The following is a 14,423-nucleotide window of genomic DNA, read 5'->3' on the forward strand; positions in this document are numbered from 1 at the left end:
GCCGGCGGCTCGATTGCCTGGCTCGGGTCGGATCGGCCACTCCGCGGGCGGCAGACCGTTCGCGACCTCGCGGGAAGCGTCAGCCCACGGCGCGGCGATTGCCGCCGGCACGACCTGGCGACTCCAGCCCGCACGGCGCGGCGGTCGCTGCCGGCGCGGGCGGTGAGGCTCACGAGGTGGTCCGAGCGCCACCGCGCCCGGACCCGTCGTCCTCGTCCCGATCGCCTACCGCGCCCCCAGCGGCGCCACGGCGGCCTACAACGCGTTCGTCCGACCGCTCAGCGGCACCCGGTCGCCCGGCTGGGCCGATCCCCGCTCGGCCGAACCGCGGTCCGGCGCCACGCGCCCCAGCGACCCGCCCGCCTGCGGCGGCACCTCGACCTCCAGCGCGAGCGCCGGGTCGAGCCCTTCCACCCGTTCCACCATGGCCTCCACCTCGGCGATCAGGTCGGCCCACTCGGGCCGGTGCAGGCGCTCCCGGACCACCCAGCGCAGCGTGCGGACCTCCGCGCGCAGCCGTTCGAACTGCTCCGCGTCGAGACGTTGCGCGGACGGGTGGTCGAGCTTGCTCGAGAGCACCCTCACCCGGATCCCGATGTCCACCAGCGACCTCCGGCGTCGTGCGTTGTCATACGGCACGCACGCAGTGTCGCAGGCGACACCGACAAAACAACAAGCCGGACCTCAACGCGTCGAACTGATGGTGGCGCTGGCGAGCACCAAGTCGCCCGCCGCCGCGTCCTCCCGGTACACCGCGACCGCCTGACCAGGGGCGACGCCGCTCAACGGCGTGCGGAGGCGGACCAGCAGCTCTCCACCGACAACTTCGGCCACCGCAGGTGCGAGACCGCCGTGCGCCCGCACCTGCGCCACGCACTCCACCGGACCGTCGAACGTGACCCGCGTCACGGGCCGCTGCGCGACGATCTCCGTCACCTGGAGCTTCTCCGCCGCGCCGACCCGCACGGTGCCGGTCACCGGCTCCAGCGACAGCACGTACCGGGGCCGCCCGTCGGGCGCGGGCGCGTCGATGCCGAGGCCCTTGCGCTGGCCGACGGTGAACTCGTGCACGCCGACGTGCCGCCCGAGCACCGCGCCGGTCTCGTCGTCGACCAGGACGCCGGGCTGCTCGCCGAGCTTCCTGGTCAGGAACCCTTGAGTGTCGCCATCAGGGATGAAGCAGATGTCGTGGCTGTCGGGCTTCTCCGCGACCTGGAGCCCGCGCTCGGCGGCCTCGACGCGCACCTGCGCCTTGGTCGAGTCGCCCAGCGGGAACATCGCGTGCGCCAGCTGCTCGTGCGTCAACGACGCCAGCACGTACGACTGGTCCTTGCCGTCGTCGGCCGAGCGGCGCAGCTCCAGCACACCGTCCACAGTGGACAGCCGGGCGTAGTGCCCGGTCGCGACCGCGTCGAAGCCGAGCGCGATCGCCTTGTCCAGCAGCGCCTCGAACTTGATCTTCTCGTTGCACCGCAGGCACGGGTTGGGCGTGCGGCCGGCCGCGTACTCGGCCACGAACTCGTCCACGACCTCCTCGGTGAACCGCTCCGCGAAGTCCCAGACGTAGAACGGGATGCCGAGCACGTCCGCCGCGCGCCGCGCGTCCCGGGCGTCCTCGATGGTGCAGCAGCCGCGCGCGCCGGTGCGCAGCGTGCCGGGCTTCGCCGACAGCGCCAGGTGCACGCCGGTCACCTCGTGCCCCGCCGCCACCGCCCGCGCCGCAGCCACGGCGGAGTCCACCCCGCCGCTCATCGCCGCCAGCACCCGCATGCCCGTCACACCTCCGCCGTCGCCTTGCCCGCAAGCCTCTTCAACCCCGCGATGCCCGCCGTGCGGGCGCGGTCGACCACCGGGCCGATCACCTCGGCCAGTTCGCGCACGTCCGCCGCCGTGGACGTGTGGCCCAGCGAGAACCGCAGCGAGCCGCGGGCCAGGACCGGGTCCACGCCCATGGCCAGCAGCACGTGGCTGGGCTGCGCCACACCCGCCGTGCAGGCCGAGCCGGTGGAGCACTCGACGCCCTTGGCGTCCAGCAGCATCAGCAGGCTGTCGCCCTCGCAGCCGGGGAACGTCAGGTGCGCGTTGCCGGGCAGCCGGTGCACCGGGTCGCCGTTCACCTCGACGTCCGGCACCACGCGCCGCACCGACGCCACCAGCTCGTCGCGCAGCGCGGCGAGCTCGGCGGCGGCCTCGGCCTGGTGGGACACCGCGTGCCGCACCGCCGCGGCGAGGGCCACGATCGACGGCACGTCCAGCGTGCCGGACCGCACCTCCCGCTCCTGCCCGCCGCCGTGCAGCACGGGCGTCGTCGCCACGTCTCGCCCCAGCAGCAGCACGCCGACGCCGTACGGGCCGCCGAGCTTGTGGCCGGTCAGCGTCAACGCGGACGCGCCCGAGTCGGTGAAGTCCACCGGCACCGCGCCGACGGCCTGCACCGCGTCGGTGTGGAACGGCACCGCGCGGTCGGCGGCCAGCGCGGCCAGCTCGCGCACCGGGTTGATCGTGCCGACCTCGTTGTTCGCCCACATCGCGGTGACCAGGGCGACGTCGTCGTCCAACGCGTCGCGCAGCGCCTCGGGCCGGATCCGGCCGAGCCCGTCGGGCTCCAACCAGGTGACCTCGGCGCCCTCGTGCTCGACCAGCCACTGCACGGCGTCCAGCACGGCGTGGTGCTCGACCGACGACGCCACCACCCGGCGGCGCCGGGACGTGCGGCGGGCCCAGTAGACGCCCTTGACCGCGAGGTTGTCGCTCTCCGTGCCGCCGCTGGTGAAGATCACCTCGGAGGGTCGCGCGCCCAGGGCGTCCGCGATGTCCTCCCGCGCCTCCTCCACCAGCCGCCGCGCCCGCCGGCCCGAGGTGTGCAACGACGAGGCGTTGCCCGTGGTGGACAACGCCCGAGTCATCGCCTCGATCGCCTCGGGGAGCATGGGGGTCGTGGCGGCGTGGTCGAAGTAGGCCATCAGCTTTCCAGGGTAGCCCGGCCCAGACGTCCCGCGAGCACCGCACCGAGCACCGCGACGCCCGCCATCAGCAGGTCGAACGGCACCACGGCGGCCGTGGGCGCGGCGGCCGAGGCGAAGGTGGTGACCAGCACACCGCCGAGGCCGACCAGCAGCGCCGAGCCGAGCATGTCGCTGATCTGCAGGGCCGAGGAGTTGAACCCCCGGTCGACCTCGGACGACGCGCCCAGCGTGAGCACGCTCAAGCTCGACATGGCCAGCCCCATCCCCGCTCCGGCGACCGCCCACAGCACCGGGGTGGCCCACGCCGGACCCCACGACGGTGCGATGAGCGTCACTCCGGTGATACCCACCGCGTTGAGCACGAACCCCCACCGCACGAGCTTCTCGCGCGGGATGTCCGGCTTGCGCGACTGCCACCAGGCGGCGCTGGACCAGCCCAGCGCGCTGAGCGTGAGCGGGATGCCGGCGGCGATGGCCGAGTAGCCGTGCACGGCGGTCAGCGTCAGCGGGATGAACGCCTCGGCGGCGAAGAACGAGCCCGCCAGCAGCGCGCGGGCCAGGATCGTGACCGGCAGGCCGCGGCGCGCGGTGAGCGTGCCCGCGGGCAGCAGCACGCGCAGCGCGGGCGCCAGCGCGACCAGCCCGGCCAGGCCGATCACCAGGTTGACGCCGGTGGGGTGCTGGGCCGCCCAGCTCAGCGCCGCGACGCCGAACCCGGCGCCGAGCGCGGCCAGGGGCAGTCCGCGCCGGGTGTTCTCGTCGGGGGTGTGCGGCGGCAGGTTCCGCAGCACGGGGACCAGCAGCAGCACGCCGATCAGCACGAAGGGCGCCAGCCCGAGGAACACCCACCGCCAGCTCAGCGTCTCGGTCAGCCACCCGGACAGCGCCGGTCCCACGAGCGACGGCACCACCCACGCCGACGCGAGCAGGCCGAACACCGCCGGCCGGTCCCGTTCCGGGTAGACCAGGCCGATCAGGACGTAGACCGCGACCACCTGCGCGCCGCCGCCGATGCCCTGCAGCACGCGCCCCAGCAGCAGCACCGGCATGTCCTGCGCGAGGCCGGCGACGACCAGGCCGACCAGGAACAGCGCGGGGCCAACCAGCAGCGACGGCCGAGGCCCGCGCAGGTCGCTGAGCCGTCCGGACAGGACGGTGGCCACCACGCTCGCGGCGAGGAACGCCAGGAACGGCCACGCGTACAGGTCGTTGCCGTCGAGGTCGGCGACCATGCGCGGCATCGCCGTGCTGACGCCCATGTTCTCGAACGCGAGCAGCGTGACGAGCAGGATGATCCCGACCGTCGGGCCCCGCCGTTCAGGTGTCCACAGGTTGCTCTTGGCGGGGGTGTCGGTCGTCGTCGTCACGGGCCAATGGTTCAACCTCCACCTGGGTGGAGGTCAAGGCAATATGACGCAGTCCGGCGCGGACCGTGTGGTGCGAACGACCGACGTGGCGGGCGGTGTCACGGCATTAGCTTCGCGGGTGATCCATTCGTGCCCGAAGGAGAACCCGTGCGTCAACGCTTGACCGTCCTGCTCGCGTCGCTGGGCCTGGCCCTCGGCGGACTCGCCGTCACGGCGGTTCCCGCGTCCGCCGCGAGCTACGGCTACATCAACTGGACCAACAACTGCAGCGGCGCCCGGCTGTACTCGATCATCTACGCCAGCGGGTCGAAGTCGGGCACGCTCGTCGTGCAGGAGTCGAACGTCCCGGCCGGCGCGAAGCGCAGCCAGCGGGTGCAGTCGGGCTACACCTACAACGTGACCAAGAGCGGCGGCTGGGGCAAGGTCACCATCTACAACATCTCCGGCCGGGTCCACGCCGTGTCGGTGAAGGCCTGCTGAGGTTCCCCTGAGCCGGCGGGTGGCCTGCCCCCAGGAGCCAGGCCACCCGCGGACCCGTCAGGCGGCCTGAGCGGTCGTCACGGCGGCGTGCCGGCGCGGCGAGGGCACCTCTACCGCCCCGTGCGCCACCCGTTCGGCCTCCTGCTGCACGAGCGCCGCCAGCTCGCGGCGCGTCGCCGCACGACCGGGCGCGACCTCGTCCAGCACGCGCACCTCCACCACCAGCCCGCGCGAGCGCAGCACCCGCCGCATCGAGTCGACCAGCGTGTCGGAACCCACGAACGCGGGCCGGGTGGACGTCTCCGAACCCTGCGAGTACCGCAGCACCACCGGCCGCACGGGCACACCGGCGTCCAGCGCGGCCTGGAACAGCGCCGGCCGGTAGCGCCCGGACGCCACGCCGCACCACGTCGTGCCCTCCGCGTGGATGCCCACCGCCGCGCCCTCCCGCAGCGCCGCCGCCAGCTCGGCCACCGTCCCGGGCAGCAGCGACAGCCGCTCCCGGTCCAGGTACACCGTGCGGGCGGCGGTGATCAGCCTGCCGAGCACCGGCCAGTCCCGGATGTCCCGCTTGGCCACCATCCTGATGGGCTGCACCGCGTCGATCGCCAGCTCGTCCAGCCAGGACACGTGGTTGGACACCACCAGCACGCCACGTCCCGGGTTGTCCTGGAACACCGGCCCGACCTGCCGCAGCCGCACGCCGAACGCGCCGAGCAGGGCCCGGAACCAGCGCCGCAGCAGCGCCGAACGCGCCTGCCCGCGCACGCACAGGACGGCGAGCACCACGAACAGCCCGGACAGCATCACGGCCGAGGCGGCCAGCACCCGCCACGCCACCCGGACCCGGCCGACCGACGCCGTCGAGTGGTCCACGCACCCGTCGCCGCACGGCGACACGGGCATCCACGCGTGCTTGCTCACGCCGTCTCCCCGAGGAAGAACTTCAGGTAGCGCTGGTCGACCCGGTCCATCCCGAGCAGCACGGGCAGGTCGGCCACGCCGAAGTCGGCGTCCAGCGCGGGCCGCCCGCACACCCACGCGCCCAGCCGCAGGTAGCCCTTCAGCAACGGCGGCAGCACGGTCCGGTCCGGCCGCGCCACGGCGTCGACGTCCCACGGCGTCAGCGGCTCCACCCGGTACTCCTCGGGCGCGTGGTGCTTGGCCCGCACGACGTCCCACACCCCCGCCGCGAACGAGCCGCCGTCGTGCAGCGGCACGGAGGCGCAGCCGATCAGCCACGAGTGCCCGGACAGCAGCATGTACCGGGCGATGCCGGCCCACACCAGCGACACCACGGCCCCGTTGCGGTGGTCGGGGTGCACGCACGACCGGCCGGTCTCCACGAGCGAGGGCCGCAGGGCGTCGAGGGCCGACAGGTCGAACTCGCCGTCGGAGTACAGCCGGCCAGCCTCGGCGGCGCGCTCGGGCGGCAGCATCCGGTAGGTGCCGACGATGTCGCCGGTCCGGTCGTCGCGCACGACCAGGTGGTCGCAGAACCGGTCGAAGTAGTCGACGTCGTGCCCCGGCACGGAGCTGTGCAGCACGGCGCCCATCTCGGAGGCGAACACCTGGTGCCGCAGCCGCTGCGCGGCCACGACCTCGTCGCTGTCACGCGCGACCAGCAGGGAGTAGCGCGGCGCGTCGGTAGCGGCGTCACCGGTGCTGACAAGCAGTTGCGGCTGCGTCATGGGTCTGGTCTACCGACCGGTTGGCGACCGGGAGCAGGTCGTTCCGATGACGCCTCAGTGGCAGGTCGGTTAAGGCACGGTGAGGCCGCCGACGGCACGAGGGCCGCCCCGCGCGAAGCGGAGCGGCCCTCGACCGGGACTGCGAACGAACCCGCAGGTCAGCCCTTGCGCTTGCCGACCTCGTCGGTCAGCTGCGGCGCGACCGCGAACAGGTCGCCGACCACGCCGAAGTCGGCGATCTCGAAGATCGGCGCCTCCGGGTCCTTGTTGACCGCGACGATGGTCTTGGACGTCTGCATGCCCGCCCGGTGCTGGATCGCGCCGGAGATGCCCAGCGCGATGTACAGCTGCGGCGAGACCGTCTTGCCGGTCTGGCCGACCTGGAACTGGTGCGGGTAGTAGCCGGAGTCCACGGCGGCCCGGGACGCGCCGACCGCCGCGCCGAGGCTGTCGGCCAGCTTCTCCACGACCTCGAAGCTCTCCGCGCTGCCCACGCCACGACCACCGGACACGACGACCGACGCCTCGGTCAGCTCGGGGCGGTCGCCACCGGCGACCGGCTCGCGCCCGGTCACCCTGGTGACCAGCGCCGGGTTCGCGGCGGGCGCCTCGACGGCCTGCTCGACCGCGTCCGCGGGCGACTCGGACGCCTCGACACCGCCGGGGCGCACGGCGATGACCGGCACGCCCTTGGTGACCTTGGACTTGACCACGTACGCGCCACCGAAGATCGACTGCGTGGCGACGCCCTCGCCGTCGAGGTCCACGGCGTCGTAGAGCAGCCCGGAGTCCAGGCGCACGGCCAGCCGGCCCGCGACCTCCTTGCCCTCCAACGTCGCCGACACCAGCACGGCGGCGGGCGACGCGGTGGCCGCGATCGCGGCGAGCGCGTCCACCTTCGGCGTGACCAGGTGGTTCGCCGCGTCGTCGGACTCCACCGCGTACACCTTCACCGCGCCGTAGCGGCCCAGCGACTCCCTCACCTTGCCCGCCGTCCCGGGCGATCCGACCACCACCGCGGCCGGCTCGCCGAGACGGCGCGCGGCGGATAGAAGCTCATAGGTGACCTTTTTGACCTCGCCGTCGACGTGGTCGACGAGGACGAGTACCTCAGACATTGGATTCCTCGCCTTCAGATGAGCTTCTGGTCGACCAGGTACGCGGCGATCTTCGAACCGCCGTCACCCGAGTCCTCGACACGCTGACCGGCGCCGCGCGGCGGCTTCGGGGCCGACTCCAGCACCTGCGACCAGGCCGCGCCGAGGCCGACCTCGCCCGCGTCCAGCCCCAGGTCGGCGACCGCGAGCTTGGTGACCGGCTTCTTCTTCGCCGCCATGATGCCCTTGAACGACGGGTACCGCGGCTCGTTGATCTTCTCGTTCACGCTGACCACGGCGGGCAGGCTCGCTTCGAGGTGCGCGACGCCCTCGTCGGTCTCCCGCTCCGCCTTGACCGTGCCGCCTTCGACGGTGAGCTTGCGCACCTGCGTCACCTGCGGCACGCCCAGCAGCTCCGCCAGCATCGCGGGCACCGCGCCCGCGCGGCCGTCGGTGGCCTCGTTGCCCGCGATGACCAGGTCGAAGCCCTCGATCGTGCCGATGGCCTTGGCCAGCACCTTGGCGGTGGTGAGCGCGTCGGAACCGTGCAGGGCCTCGTCGGAGACGTGCACGGCCTTGTCCGCACCCATGGAGAGCGCCTTGCGGATCGCGTCGGTCGCGCGGTCGGGACCCATCGCGACGACGGTCACCTCGCCGCCGTGCGCCTCCTGGAGCAGCAGCGCCTCTTCCACGGCGCGCTCGTTGATCTCGTCGAGCACGGCGTCCGCGGACTCGCGGTCGAGGGTGTGGTCGGCGTCGGCGAGCTTGCGCTCGGACCAGGTGTCGGGCACCTGCTTGACCAGGACGACAATGTTCATGGGTCCTCTTCGACCTCCTGCGGACGGGCGGCGACGTGGGTGGGCGACGGTAGTTGCCTGCGGTCGCCGGATTGTTCGTGACCCTGCCATGTCATCGCCGCATTGGCATGGTGGTGTCTGCCACCTGGATGTTACCCACCGGTAGCAGAGGTGCAAACGGCAGCAAGCACCCACTGCGGGTGATGATGCTCACTGGCGCTCACCGGGCCATTCGGACATTGTCGGCAGTCCGCGCGACGGCGTTACAGACCCTCCCCCTACTCGGCTAGGTTCGAACGCATGCCACGGCGAGTAGCGATTGTCACCGACTCCACCGCCTGCCTGCCGCCCCAGTTGACCGAGAAGCTCGGCGTGACCGTCGCGCAGATCCAGGTGCGCATCGGGGACTGGGTGGACGACGAGGTCCGCGTGCCCGTGCCGAAGCTCGTGGACGCCCTGCGCGGGCAGCTCGACGTGGCCACCGCGCCACCCGACCCCGGCGCGTTCTTCTGGAACTACGCCGACGCGGCGGCCTCCGGCGCCGAGGCGATCGTGTCGCTGCACGTGTCGACCGGTCTGTCGAAGACCGTGGAGGCGGCCCGGCAGGCGGCCGCGCAGGTGCAGGTGCCGGTGCACGTGGTGGACACGCAGACGTGCGGCATGAGCCTCGGGTACGCGGTGGTCGCCGCCGCCACGGTGGCCGCCGCCGGCGGTGACGCGAACCGCGTGCTGTCCGCCGCGCAGCACAGCGTCCGGCGCAGCACCGAGCTGATCTACGTGGACACGTTGGAGTACCTGCAGCGCGGTGGGCGGATCGGCAAGGCCGCCGCCCTGCTCGGCTCGGCGCTGTCGATGAAGCCGCTGCTGACCGTCGCCGACGGGCAGATCACGCCGCTGGACAAGGTGCTCGGCGCGGAGCGGGCCATCCGCAAGCTGATCGACACCGCGGTCAAGCGGGCGGGCAAGGAGGTGGTCGACATCGCGGTCGAGCACTTCGACGCGGCCGACCGCGCCAGGACCGTGCTCGACCAGCTGCGCGCGAAACTGCCGAACGTGCGGCGGTTCCTGGTGACCCAGGTCAGCTCGGCGATCGGCGCGCACGTCGGGCCGGGCGCGGTGGGCGTGACCGTTTCGCCGGTTTAGCCGGGTTGGGAACTCCTTGCGGGGTTTGAGCGTTGAGCGGACAGGGAAGGAGGTGGACATGGCATCTCTGTTCAGCAAACTCGCCGCGTTCGCCCGCAGTCCGCAGGGCCGCCGGGTCACCGAGCAGGTCAAGCACGCGGCGCGCGACCCCCGCAACAAGGCCAAGGCACAGCAACTGCTGCGCAAGTTGCGCAAGCGCTGACCCGCGTACCGACGTACTGAGCACTGCCGTTCAGCGGCCCGCTACCGGTTGGATTCCCGGCGGGCCGCTTCGAACGCGCGCGGGACCACGACGGGCTCGGGCCGGGCCACCACCTGGATGACCGTCGGTTCGACGCTTGCTTCCGAGCCGGGTTCGGAGCCGGGTTCGGAGTCCGGCTCGACGGTCTCGGCCGGGTCGGCAGGCTCGGTGCGCTCTCCCAGGTCGGCGGTCTCGGCTCGTTCCGCGGTCTCGGCGGTCTCGGAAGGTTCGGCGGACTCGGCCGCTTCGGGAACCGGCTCGGCCGACTCGACATCAGCCGCATCAGCGGGCTCGGTGCGGACCACGTGCATCCGGCGCACTTCGTCCTGGCGCGCGGGTTTCCCGTTGTGCGACACCGGGTCCGGGACCGCGACCAGGTTCGGGCGCGGGATGGGGCGTTCCGGTGCGGGCAGCGCGGTCGGGATGCCCATCACCGGGTTGCGGTGGATCGGTTTGGTCGCGTAGTCCTCCGGCGGGAACTGCGGTTCGAACAGGGGCATCGGCGGGGCGGGCGCCGGTTGCGGGACCGGTTCGGGTGGTTGGTCCCGGCGGAGCATGAACGCCGTCAGCACGCAGCCCGCCGCGAACGACAAGGCGCACAACCCGACCACGACCGCCACCCCGGACATCACCCATCCTCACTCGACCGGCGGTCCGCCGGCGCTGCCGCCATCAGGCACCGACGCGCTGGTCGTCGGTGTCCGCCTGCTCGCCCTTCGACTTCCCGGCGACGATCGCCTCGGCGGCGATCGGTTCGACCGGCTTCCCATCCGCGTGCCCGACCCCCGCCTGCGCCGCACTCGCCTCGCCGGCACCCGGCTGTACCGCGCCGGCCTGACCCGCGCCCGCTTGGCCCACACCCGTCTCGCCCGCACTCGCCTGCTCGACGGTCGTCTGCTCCGGGATCAGGTTGGGCACCTTGTCGGCCGCCTCCTCCAGCGCGACGCGCGCCGACGCCAGCTGCACGGCCACCAGGTGGCGCAGTTCGCGCAAGTCGTCGGACTGCCGCTGGATCTCCGCGATCCGCCGGTTCGCCTCGCGGGCCGCGAGCTTGATCAGGAACGCCGCCCGCGCCTTCGCCAGCTCCTCCTGCTCGGCGAAGTGCTGCTGGGCCTCGTTGCGCCGGCGGTTCATGGTGAGCTCGAAGAAGTTCTGCGCCTTGGCGCGCTTGGCGTCGGACTCGGCCTCCAGCTGGGCACACCGCTCGGCGGCCTCCCGCAGCACCTGCTCCGCGTCCTGCTGCGCCTTCGCCATCACGGCGACGCACTCGGCCTCCACCTCCTCCGCGCGGGCCCGGAGGTGCGCCTCGACCTCGACCTGACGACGTTCCAGGTCGACCTCCCGCTGATCCAGGTCGGCGGCACGCAGGTCGGCCGCCTCGCGCCGGTCGCGCGCGTGCGCCTCGACCTCGGCCCGCCGCGCGGCCAGCTCCTCCTCGACCTGGCGCCGCAGGTCGGCCAGCTCGGCCTCGGTGCGCTCGCGCATCGCCGCGGTGTCGCGCTCGGCGCGCACCCGCAGGTCGTTCGCCTCGTCCTCGGCGAGCGTCAGCATCCGGTGCAGGCGCTCGGACGCGCCGGAGGTCGTGTTGGGCGACATCTCCAGCCGTTCGATGCGGGCACGGGCCGCGTCCAGGTCGCTCCTGGTCATCTCGAGCAGCTTGCGCAGGTCGGCGGCCTGGGCCAGGGCCTCGGCCCGGTCGAGGGTCGTGTACTTGAGCTGCTCGTCCAGGTTCTCCAGGTGCTCGATCACCTGTCGGCGGTGGAAACCCCGGTAGACCACGTCGAAACCCGCGTGCAGCGGAACAATGTCCGGCTCTTTCGCACCCATGGCGGCCCCGCTCGTTCGAAGATTGGCCGAGGGTACGAGCGTAAGGCACCCAAGCGGCACATGACCACCCACGACTACCCTGGTGCGACGCGGTCCAAGCACCGCGCTTGCAGGGGAAACACCATCAGGGAAGATCACGGCGAATTTGACGCAGGTCACCCGATGGAGTCATTCACCCGGAATCAACCGGCGTATTGTGAATGCGCAGAGCAACAAAAGACCGCCGTAGTGCGGGGAAAAGTTCACACGAAACAGTGACGCCCTAACGGACAGGCGATGCCTACCAGCGAGTAACGGGCAACTACGCTGGCCGGGTGACCGTCGAGCCGCTGCCCCTCACCGGTGAGCGCACCGTGCCCGGGATCGCCGAGGAGAACTACTGGTTCAGGCGCCACGAGGCGGCGTACCTGGACCTGGTCCGGCACTGCGTCGGCGCGGTCGTGCTGGAGGCGGGCTGCGGCGAGGGCTACGGCGCCGCGCTGATCGCCGGGCACGCCGCGCGGGTCGTCGCGCTCGACTACGACCGGCTGACCGCGGCGCACGCGCACCGGGCGTACCCGGAGCTCTCGGTGCTGCGCGGCAACCTGGCGTCGCTGCCGCTGCGCGACGAGAGCGTGGACGTGGTGGCGAACCTCCAGGTCATCGAGCACCTGTGGGACCAGGAGGGCTTCCTGGCCGAGTGCGCGCGGGTGCTGCGGCCCGGCGGCAGGTTGCTGGTCACCACGCCGAACCGGATCACCTTCTCCCCCGGCCGCGACACACCGCTGAACCCCTTCCACACCCGCGAGCTGGCGCCGGCCGAGCTGCACGGGCTGCTGGTCGGCGCGGGGCTGCGGGTCGAGCTGCTGGCCGGGCTGCGGCACGGCCCGGCGTTGCGCGCGCTGGACGAGCGGTTCGGCGGTTCGGTCATCGACGCGCAGGTGGCCGTGGTGGTGGACGGCGGCACGTGGCCCGACGACCTGCTGGCCGCCGTGGCGTCCGTGCGCAGCGAGGACTTCGAGATCACGACCGACGAGCTGGACGCGAGCCTGGACCTGGTCGCCGTGGCGGTGCGCCCGTGACGCGCGAGGGGACGTTCTGCCTGGTCCTGCACAGCCACCTGCCGTGGCTGGCGCACCACGGCGCCTGGCCGGTCGGCGAGGAGTGGCTGTACCAGGCGTGGGCGCACTCGTACCTGCCCGTGGTGGACCTGCTGGAGCGGTTCGCCGCCGAGGGCCGCGAGGACGTGCTGACGCTGGGCGTCACGCCGGTCCTGGCCGCGCAGCTCGACGACCCGTACAGCCTGCGGGGCCTGCACGACTGGCTGGGCAACTGGCAGCTGCGCGCGCACAGCGCGTCGTCCCGGCTGCCGGACCTGGCGGCACGCGAGCACCGCGCGTCGGCGTGGGCGTTGGACCGCTTCGAAACGCGGTGGCGGCACGGTTTCTCACCCGTGCTCCGGTCCCTTGTGGACTCCCGCACGATCGAGCTGCTCGGCGGTCCGGCCGCGCACCCGTTCCAGCCGTTGCTCGACCCGCGGCTGCGGGCGTTCTCGTTGCGCACCGGGTTGGTCGACACCGCGCAGCGGATCGGGTCGACGCCCGAGGGCATCTGGGCGCCGGAATGCGCGTACGCCCCCGGCATGGAGCACGACTACGCGCGGGCGGGCGTGCGGCGGTTCCTGGTGGACGGCCCGGCGCTGCGCGGCGACACCGCCGCGGGCCGGCCGGTCGGCACGTCGGACGTGGTGGCCTTCGGGCGCGACCTGGAGGTGTCCTACCGGGTGTGGTCGCCCAAGGTCGGCTACCCGGGCGACCCGGCGTACCGGGACTTCCACACCTACGACCACCCCAGCGGGCTCAAGCCTTCGCGGGTGACGGGCAAGAAGGTCGAGCCTGCCGACAAGCGGCCCTACGACCCGGACCTGGCGGCGGAGGCCGTGCGGCGGCACGCGGCGGACTTCGTGGACACGGTGGTGCGGCGGCTGCGTGCGTTGAAGGAGCAGCACGGCGAGCCGTCCCTGGTGGTCGCCGCGTACGACACCGAGCTGTACGGGCACTGGTGGCACGAGGGCCCGGCGTGGCTGGAAGCGGTGCTGCGGCAGCTGCCCGAGGCCGGGGTGCTGGTCACGACGTTGCGCGGCGCGGTCGAGGCCGGGCACGTCGGCGCGCCGGTCGACGTGCCGCCGTCGTCGTGGGGCTCGGGCAAGGACTGGCAGGTGTGGAACGGGCCGCAGGTCGGCGACATCGTGCACGGCAACGCGGAGGTGCAGCGGGAACTGCTCGCGCTGGACCCCTCCGGCGCGGTGCGCGACCCGGTCGCCGACCAGGCCGTGCGGGAGGCGTTGCTGGCGTTGTCCAGTGACTGGGCGTTCATGGTCACCAAGGACTCGGCCGCCGACTACGCCCGGTACCGGGCCAAGGTGCACGCGGACCGGTTCGCCGAGCTCGTCGCGCTGCGGCGGGCGGGACGCGGGCGTGCGCGGGCGGCCGAACTGCGCCTGGTCGACGGTCCGTTCGGCCACCTCGACGCGCGGGGGCTGGCTAGTTGAGGCCCCCGCCGCCCGAGAGGTCGTTGCCGTGCTGGCGGTGCGCGACGCCCGCCGAACCGGGGTTGTCGATCCGGGCCTGCACCACCGGGTCCGCCTTCGAGCGGCCCTTCGTGTCGGCGGGTCGTTCGAGGCCGGCGCGCCGGGCCCGGGCCCTCCGGTCGACAGTGAAGCCGATGGCCAGCACCACGGCGCAGAACAGGACCGCCCAGACCCAAGGCTGCATGACCGTGCCCCCGATTCCTCCGGAGCTTCCCAGGGTAGCGGTGCAGAGATGCGAGGATGGC

Annotated in this window: 16 protein-coding genes; 5 read left to right on the forward strand and 11 right to left on the reverse strand. The window is 72.9% G+C overall.

Features of this window, described 5'->3' with window-relative positions:
- Positions 1-255: 255 nt before the first annotated feature.
- From ACZ7GX_RS10080 to ACZ7GX_RS10095, 4 genes are read right to left on the reverse strand one after another with little or no spacing between them, the layout of a single operon-like run.
- Positions 256-639 (reverse strand): hypothetical protein, encoded by a 384-nt coding sequence (locus tag ACZ7GX_RS10080; protein ID WP_498774891.1) that lies wholly within the window; start codon positions 637-639, stop codon positions 256-258.
- A 45-nt stretch (positions 640-684) separates the two neighbouring features.
- The gene (gene mnmA / locus ACZ7GX_RS10085) at positions 685-1,770 is read right to left on the reverse strand and encodes a tRNA 2-thiouridine(34) synthase MnmA (RefSeq protein WP_498774893.1); all 1,086 of its coding nucleotides are present in this window, start codon (positions 1,768-1,770) and stop codon (positions 685-687) included.
- Between the two features lie 5 nt (positions 1,771-1,775).
- Entirely contained in the window at positions 1,776-2,963 is a 1,188-nt protein-coding gene (locus tag ACZ7GX_RS10090) for a cysteine desulfurase family protein (RefSeq protein ID WP_498774895.1), read from the reverse strand.
- The gene (locus ACZ7GX_RS10095) at positions 2,963-4,333 is read right to left on the reverse strand and encodes an MFS transporter (RefSeq protein WP_498774897.1); all 1,371 of its coding nucleotides are present in this window, start codon (positions 4,331-4,333) and stop codon (positions 2,963-2,965) included. Before ACZ7GX_RS10095 ends, ACZ7GX_RS10090 begins: the two co-directional genes overlap by 1 nt.
- A 147-nt stretch (positions 4,334-4,480) precedes the next feature.
- Here ACZ7GX_RS10095 and ACZ7GX_RS10100 point away from each other — a divergent pair, with 147 nt between their 5' ends.
- Positions 4,481-4,813, forward strand: a complete 333-nt coding sequence (locus ACZ7GX_RS10100) for a hypothetical protein (RefSeq protein WP_498774899.1) — start codon at positions 4,481-4,483, stop codon at positions 4,811-4,813.
- 57 nt (positions 4,814-4,870) lie between these two features.
- Here the strand turns inward: ACZ7GX_RS10100 and ACZ7GX_RS10105 are convergent, their stop codons facing one another.
- The 4 genes from ACZ7GX_RS10105 to ACZ7GX_RS10120 all read right to left on the reverse strand — a co-directional run bounded on the left by ACZ7GX_RS10105 (position 4,871) and on the right by ACZ7GX_RS10120 (position 8,419).
- Positions 4,871-5,737, reverse strand: a complete 867-nt coding sequence (locus tag ACZ7GX_RS10105) for a lysophospholipid acyltransferase family protein (protein ID WP_498774901.1) — start codon at positions 5,735-5,737, stop codon at positions 4,871-4,873.
- On the reverse strand, positions 5,734-6,504 hold the full coding sequence (locus tag ACZ7GX_RS10110) for a GNAT family N-acetyltransferase (RefSeq protein ID WP_498774903.1): 771 nt from the start codon (positions 6,502-6,504) through the stop codon (positions 5,734-5,736). Before ACZ7GX_RS10110 ends, ACZ7GX_RS10105 begins: the two co-directional genes overlap by 4 nt.
- Positions 6,505-6,662: 158 nt before the next feature.
- A complete protein-coding gene (locus ACZ7GX_RS10115; protein ID WP_498774905.1) occupies positions 6,663-7,622 on the reverse strand; it encodes an electron transfer flavoprotein subunit alpha/FixB family protein in 960 nt (319 codons plus the stop codon).
- 14 nt (positions 7,623-7,636) lie between these two features.
- The gene (locus tag ACZ7GX_RS10120) at positions 7,637-8,419 is read right to left on the reverse strand and encodes an electron transfer flavoprotein subunit beta/FixA family protein (protein ID WP_498774907.1); all 783 of its coding nucleotides are present in this window, start codon (positions 8,417-8,419) and stop codon (positions 7,637-7,639) included.
- Positions 8,420-8,698: 279 nt separating this feature from the next.
- Between ACZ7GX_RS10120 and ACZ7GX_RS10125 the strand changes: the two genes are divergently transcribed.
- Together ACZ7GX_RS10125 and ACZ7GX_RS10130 are read left to right on the forward strand one after the other, a co-directional pair.
- On the forward strand, positions 8,699-9,541 hold the full coding sequence (locus tag ACZ7GX_RS10125; RefSeq protein WP_498774909.1) for a DegV family protein: 843 nt from the start codon (positions 8,699-8,701) through the stop codon (positions 9,539-9,541).
- 58 nt (positions 9,542-9,599) lie between these two features.
- A complete protein-coding gene (locus ACZ7GX_RS10130) occupies positions 9,600-9,743 on the forward strand; it encodes a hypothetical protein (RefSeq protein ID WP_498774911.1) in 144 nt (47 codons plus the stop codon).
- A 41-nt stretch (positions 9,744-9,784) separates the two neighbouring features.
- On the opposite strand, the gene ACZ7GX_RS10135 is transcribed toward ACZ7GX_RS10130, so the two are convergent.
- Together ACZ7GX_RS10135 and ACZ7GX_RS10140 are read right to left on the reverse strand one after the other, a co-directional pair.
- Positions 9,785-10,411, reverse strand: a complete 627-nt coding sequence (locus tag ACZ7GX_RS10135; RefSeq protein ID WP_498774913.1) for a hypothetical protein — start codon at positions 10,409-10,411, stop codon at positions 9,785-9,787.
- Between the two features lie 43 nt (positions 10,412-10,454).
- The gene (locus ACZ7GX_RS10140) at positions 10,455-11,609 is read right to left on the reverse strand and encodes a hypothetical protein (RefSeq protein ID WP_498774915.1); all 1,155 of its coding nucleotides are present in this window, start codon (positions 11,607-11,609) and stop codon (positions 10,455-10,457) included.
- 314 nt (positions 11,610-11,923) lie between these two features.
- Between ACZ7GX_RS10140 and ACZ7GX_RS10145 the strand changes: the two genes are divergently transcribed.
- Together ACZ7GX_RS10145 and ACZ7GX_RS10150 are read left to right on the forward strand one after the other, a co-directional pair.
- Entirely contained in the window at positions 11,924-12,670 is a 747-nt protein-coding gene (locus ACZ7GX_RS10145; RefSeq protein ID WP_498774917.1) for a class I SAM-dependent methyltransferase, read from the forward strand.
- Positions 12,667-14,139 (forward strand): 1,4-alpha-glucan branching protein domain-containing protein, encoded by a 1,473-nt coding sequence (locus tag ACZ7GX_RS10150; RefSeq protein ID WP_498774919.1) that lies wholly within the window; start codon positions 12,667-12,669, stop codon positions 14,137-14,139. Before ACZ7GX_RS10145 ends, ACZ7GX_RS10150 begins: the two co-directional genes overlap by 4 nt.
- On the opposite strand, the gene ACZ7GX_RS10155 is transcribed toward ACZ7GX_RS10150, so the two are convergent.
- The gene (locus ACZ7GX_RS10155; protein ID WP_498774921.1) at positions 14,132-14,362 is read right to left on the reverse strand and encodes a hypothetical protein; all 231 of its coding nucleotides are present in this window, start codon (positions 14,360-14,362) and stop codon (positions 14,132-14,134) included. The genes ACZ7GX_RS10150 and ACZ7GX_RS10155 overlap by 8 nt on opposite strands.
- Positions 14,363-14,423: the final 61 nt, after the last annotated feature.

This window comes from Actinosynnema sp. NPDC037264, assembly GCF_055603705.1.

Coding starts and splice junctions, on each gene's coding strand:
- ACZ7GX_RS10110 (WP_498774903.1), bottom strand. CDS start 6,504: ATGACGCAGCCGCAACTGCTTGTCAGCACCGGTGACGCCGCTACCGAC.
- ACZ7GX_RS10130 (WP_498774911.1), top strand. CDS start 9,600: ATGGCATCTCTGTTCAGCAAACTCGCCGCGTTCGCCCGCAGTCCGCAG.
- ACZ7GX_RS10140 (WP_498774915.1), bottom strand. CDS start 11,609: ATGGGTGCGAAAGAGCCGGACATTGTTCCGCTGCACGCGGGTTTCGAC.
- ACZ7GX_RS10090 (WP_498774895.1), bottom strand. CDS start 2,963: ATGGCCTACTTCGACCACGCCGCCACGACCCCCATGCTCCCCGAGGCG.
- ACZ7GX_RS10115 (WP_498774905.1), bottom strand. CDS start 7,622: ATGTCTGAGGTACTCGTCCTCGTCGACCACGTCGACGGCGAGGTCAAA.
- ACZ7GX_RS10135 (WP_498774913.1), bottom strand. CDS start 10,411: ATGTCCGGGGTGGCGGTCGTGGTCGGGTTGTGCGCCTTGTCGTTCGCG.
- mnmA (WP_498774893.1), bottom strand. CDS start 1,770: ATGCGGGTGCTGGCGGCGATGAGCGGCGGGGTGGACTCCGCCGTGGCT.
- ACZ7GX_RS10120 (WP_498774907.1), bottom strand. CDS start 8,419: ATGAACATTGTCGTCCTGGTCAAGCAGGTGCCCGACACCTGGTCCGAG.
- ACZ7GX_RS10155 (WP_498774921.1), bottom strand. CDS start 14,362: ATGCAGCCTTGGGTCTGGGCGGTCCTGTTCTGCGCCGTGGTGCTGGCC.
- ACZ7GX_RS10125 (WP_498774909.1), top strand. CDS start 8,699: ATGCCACGGCGAGTAGCGATTGTCACCGACTCCACCGCCTGCCTGCCG.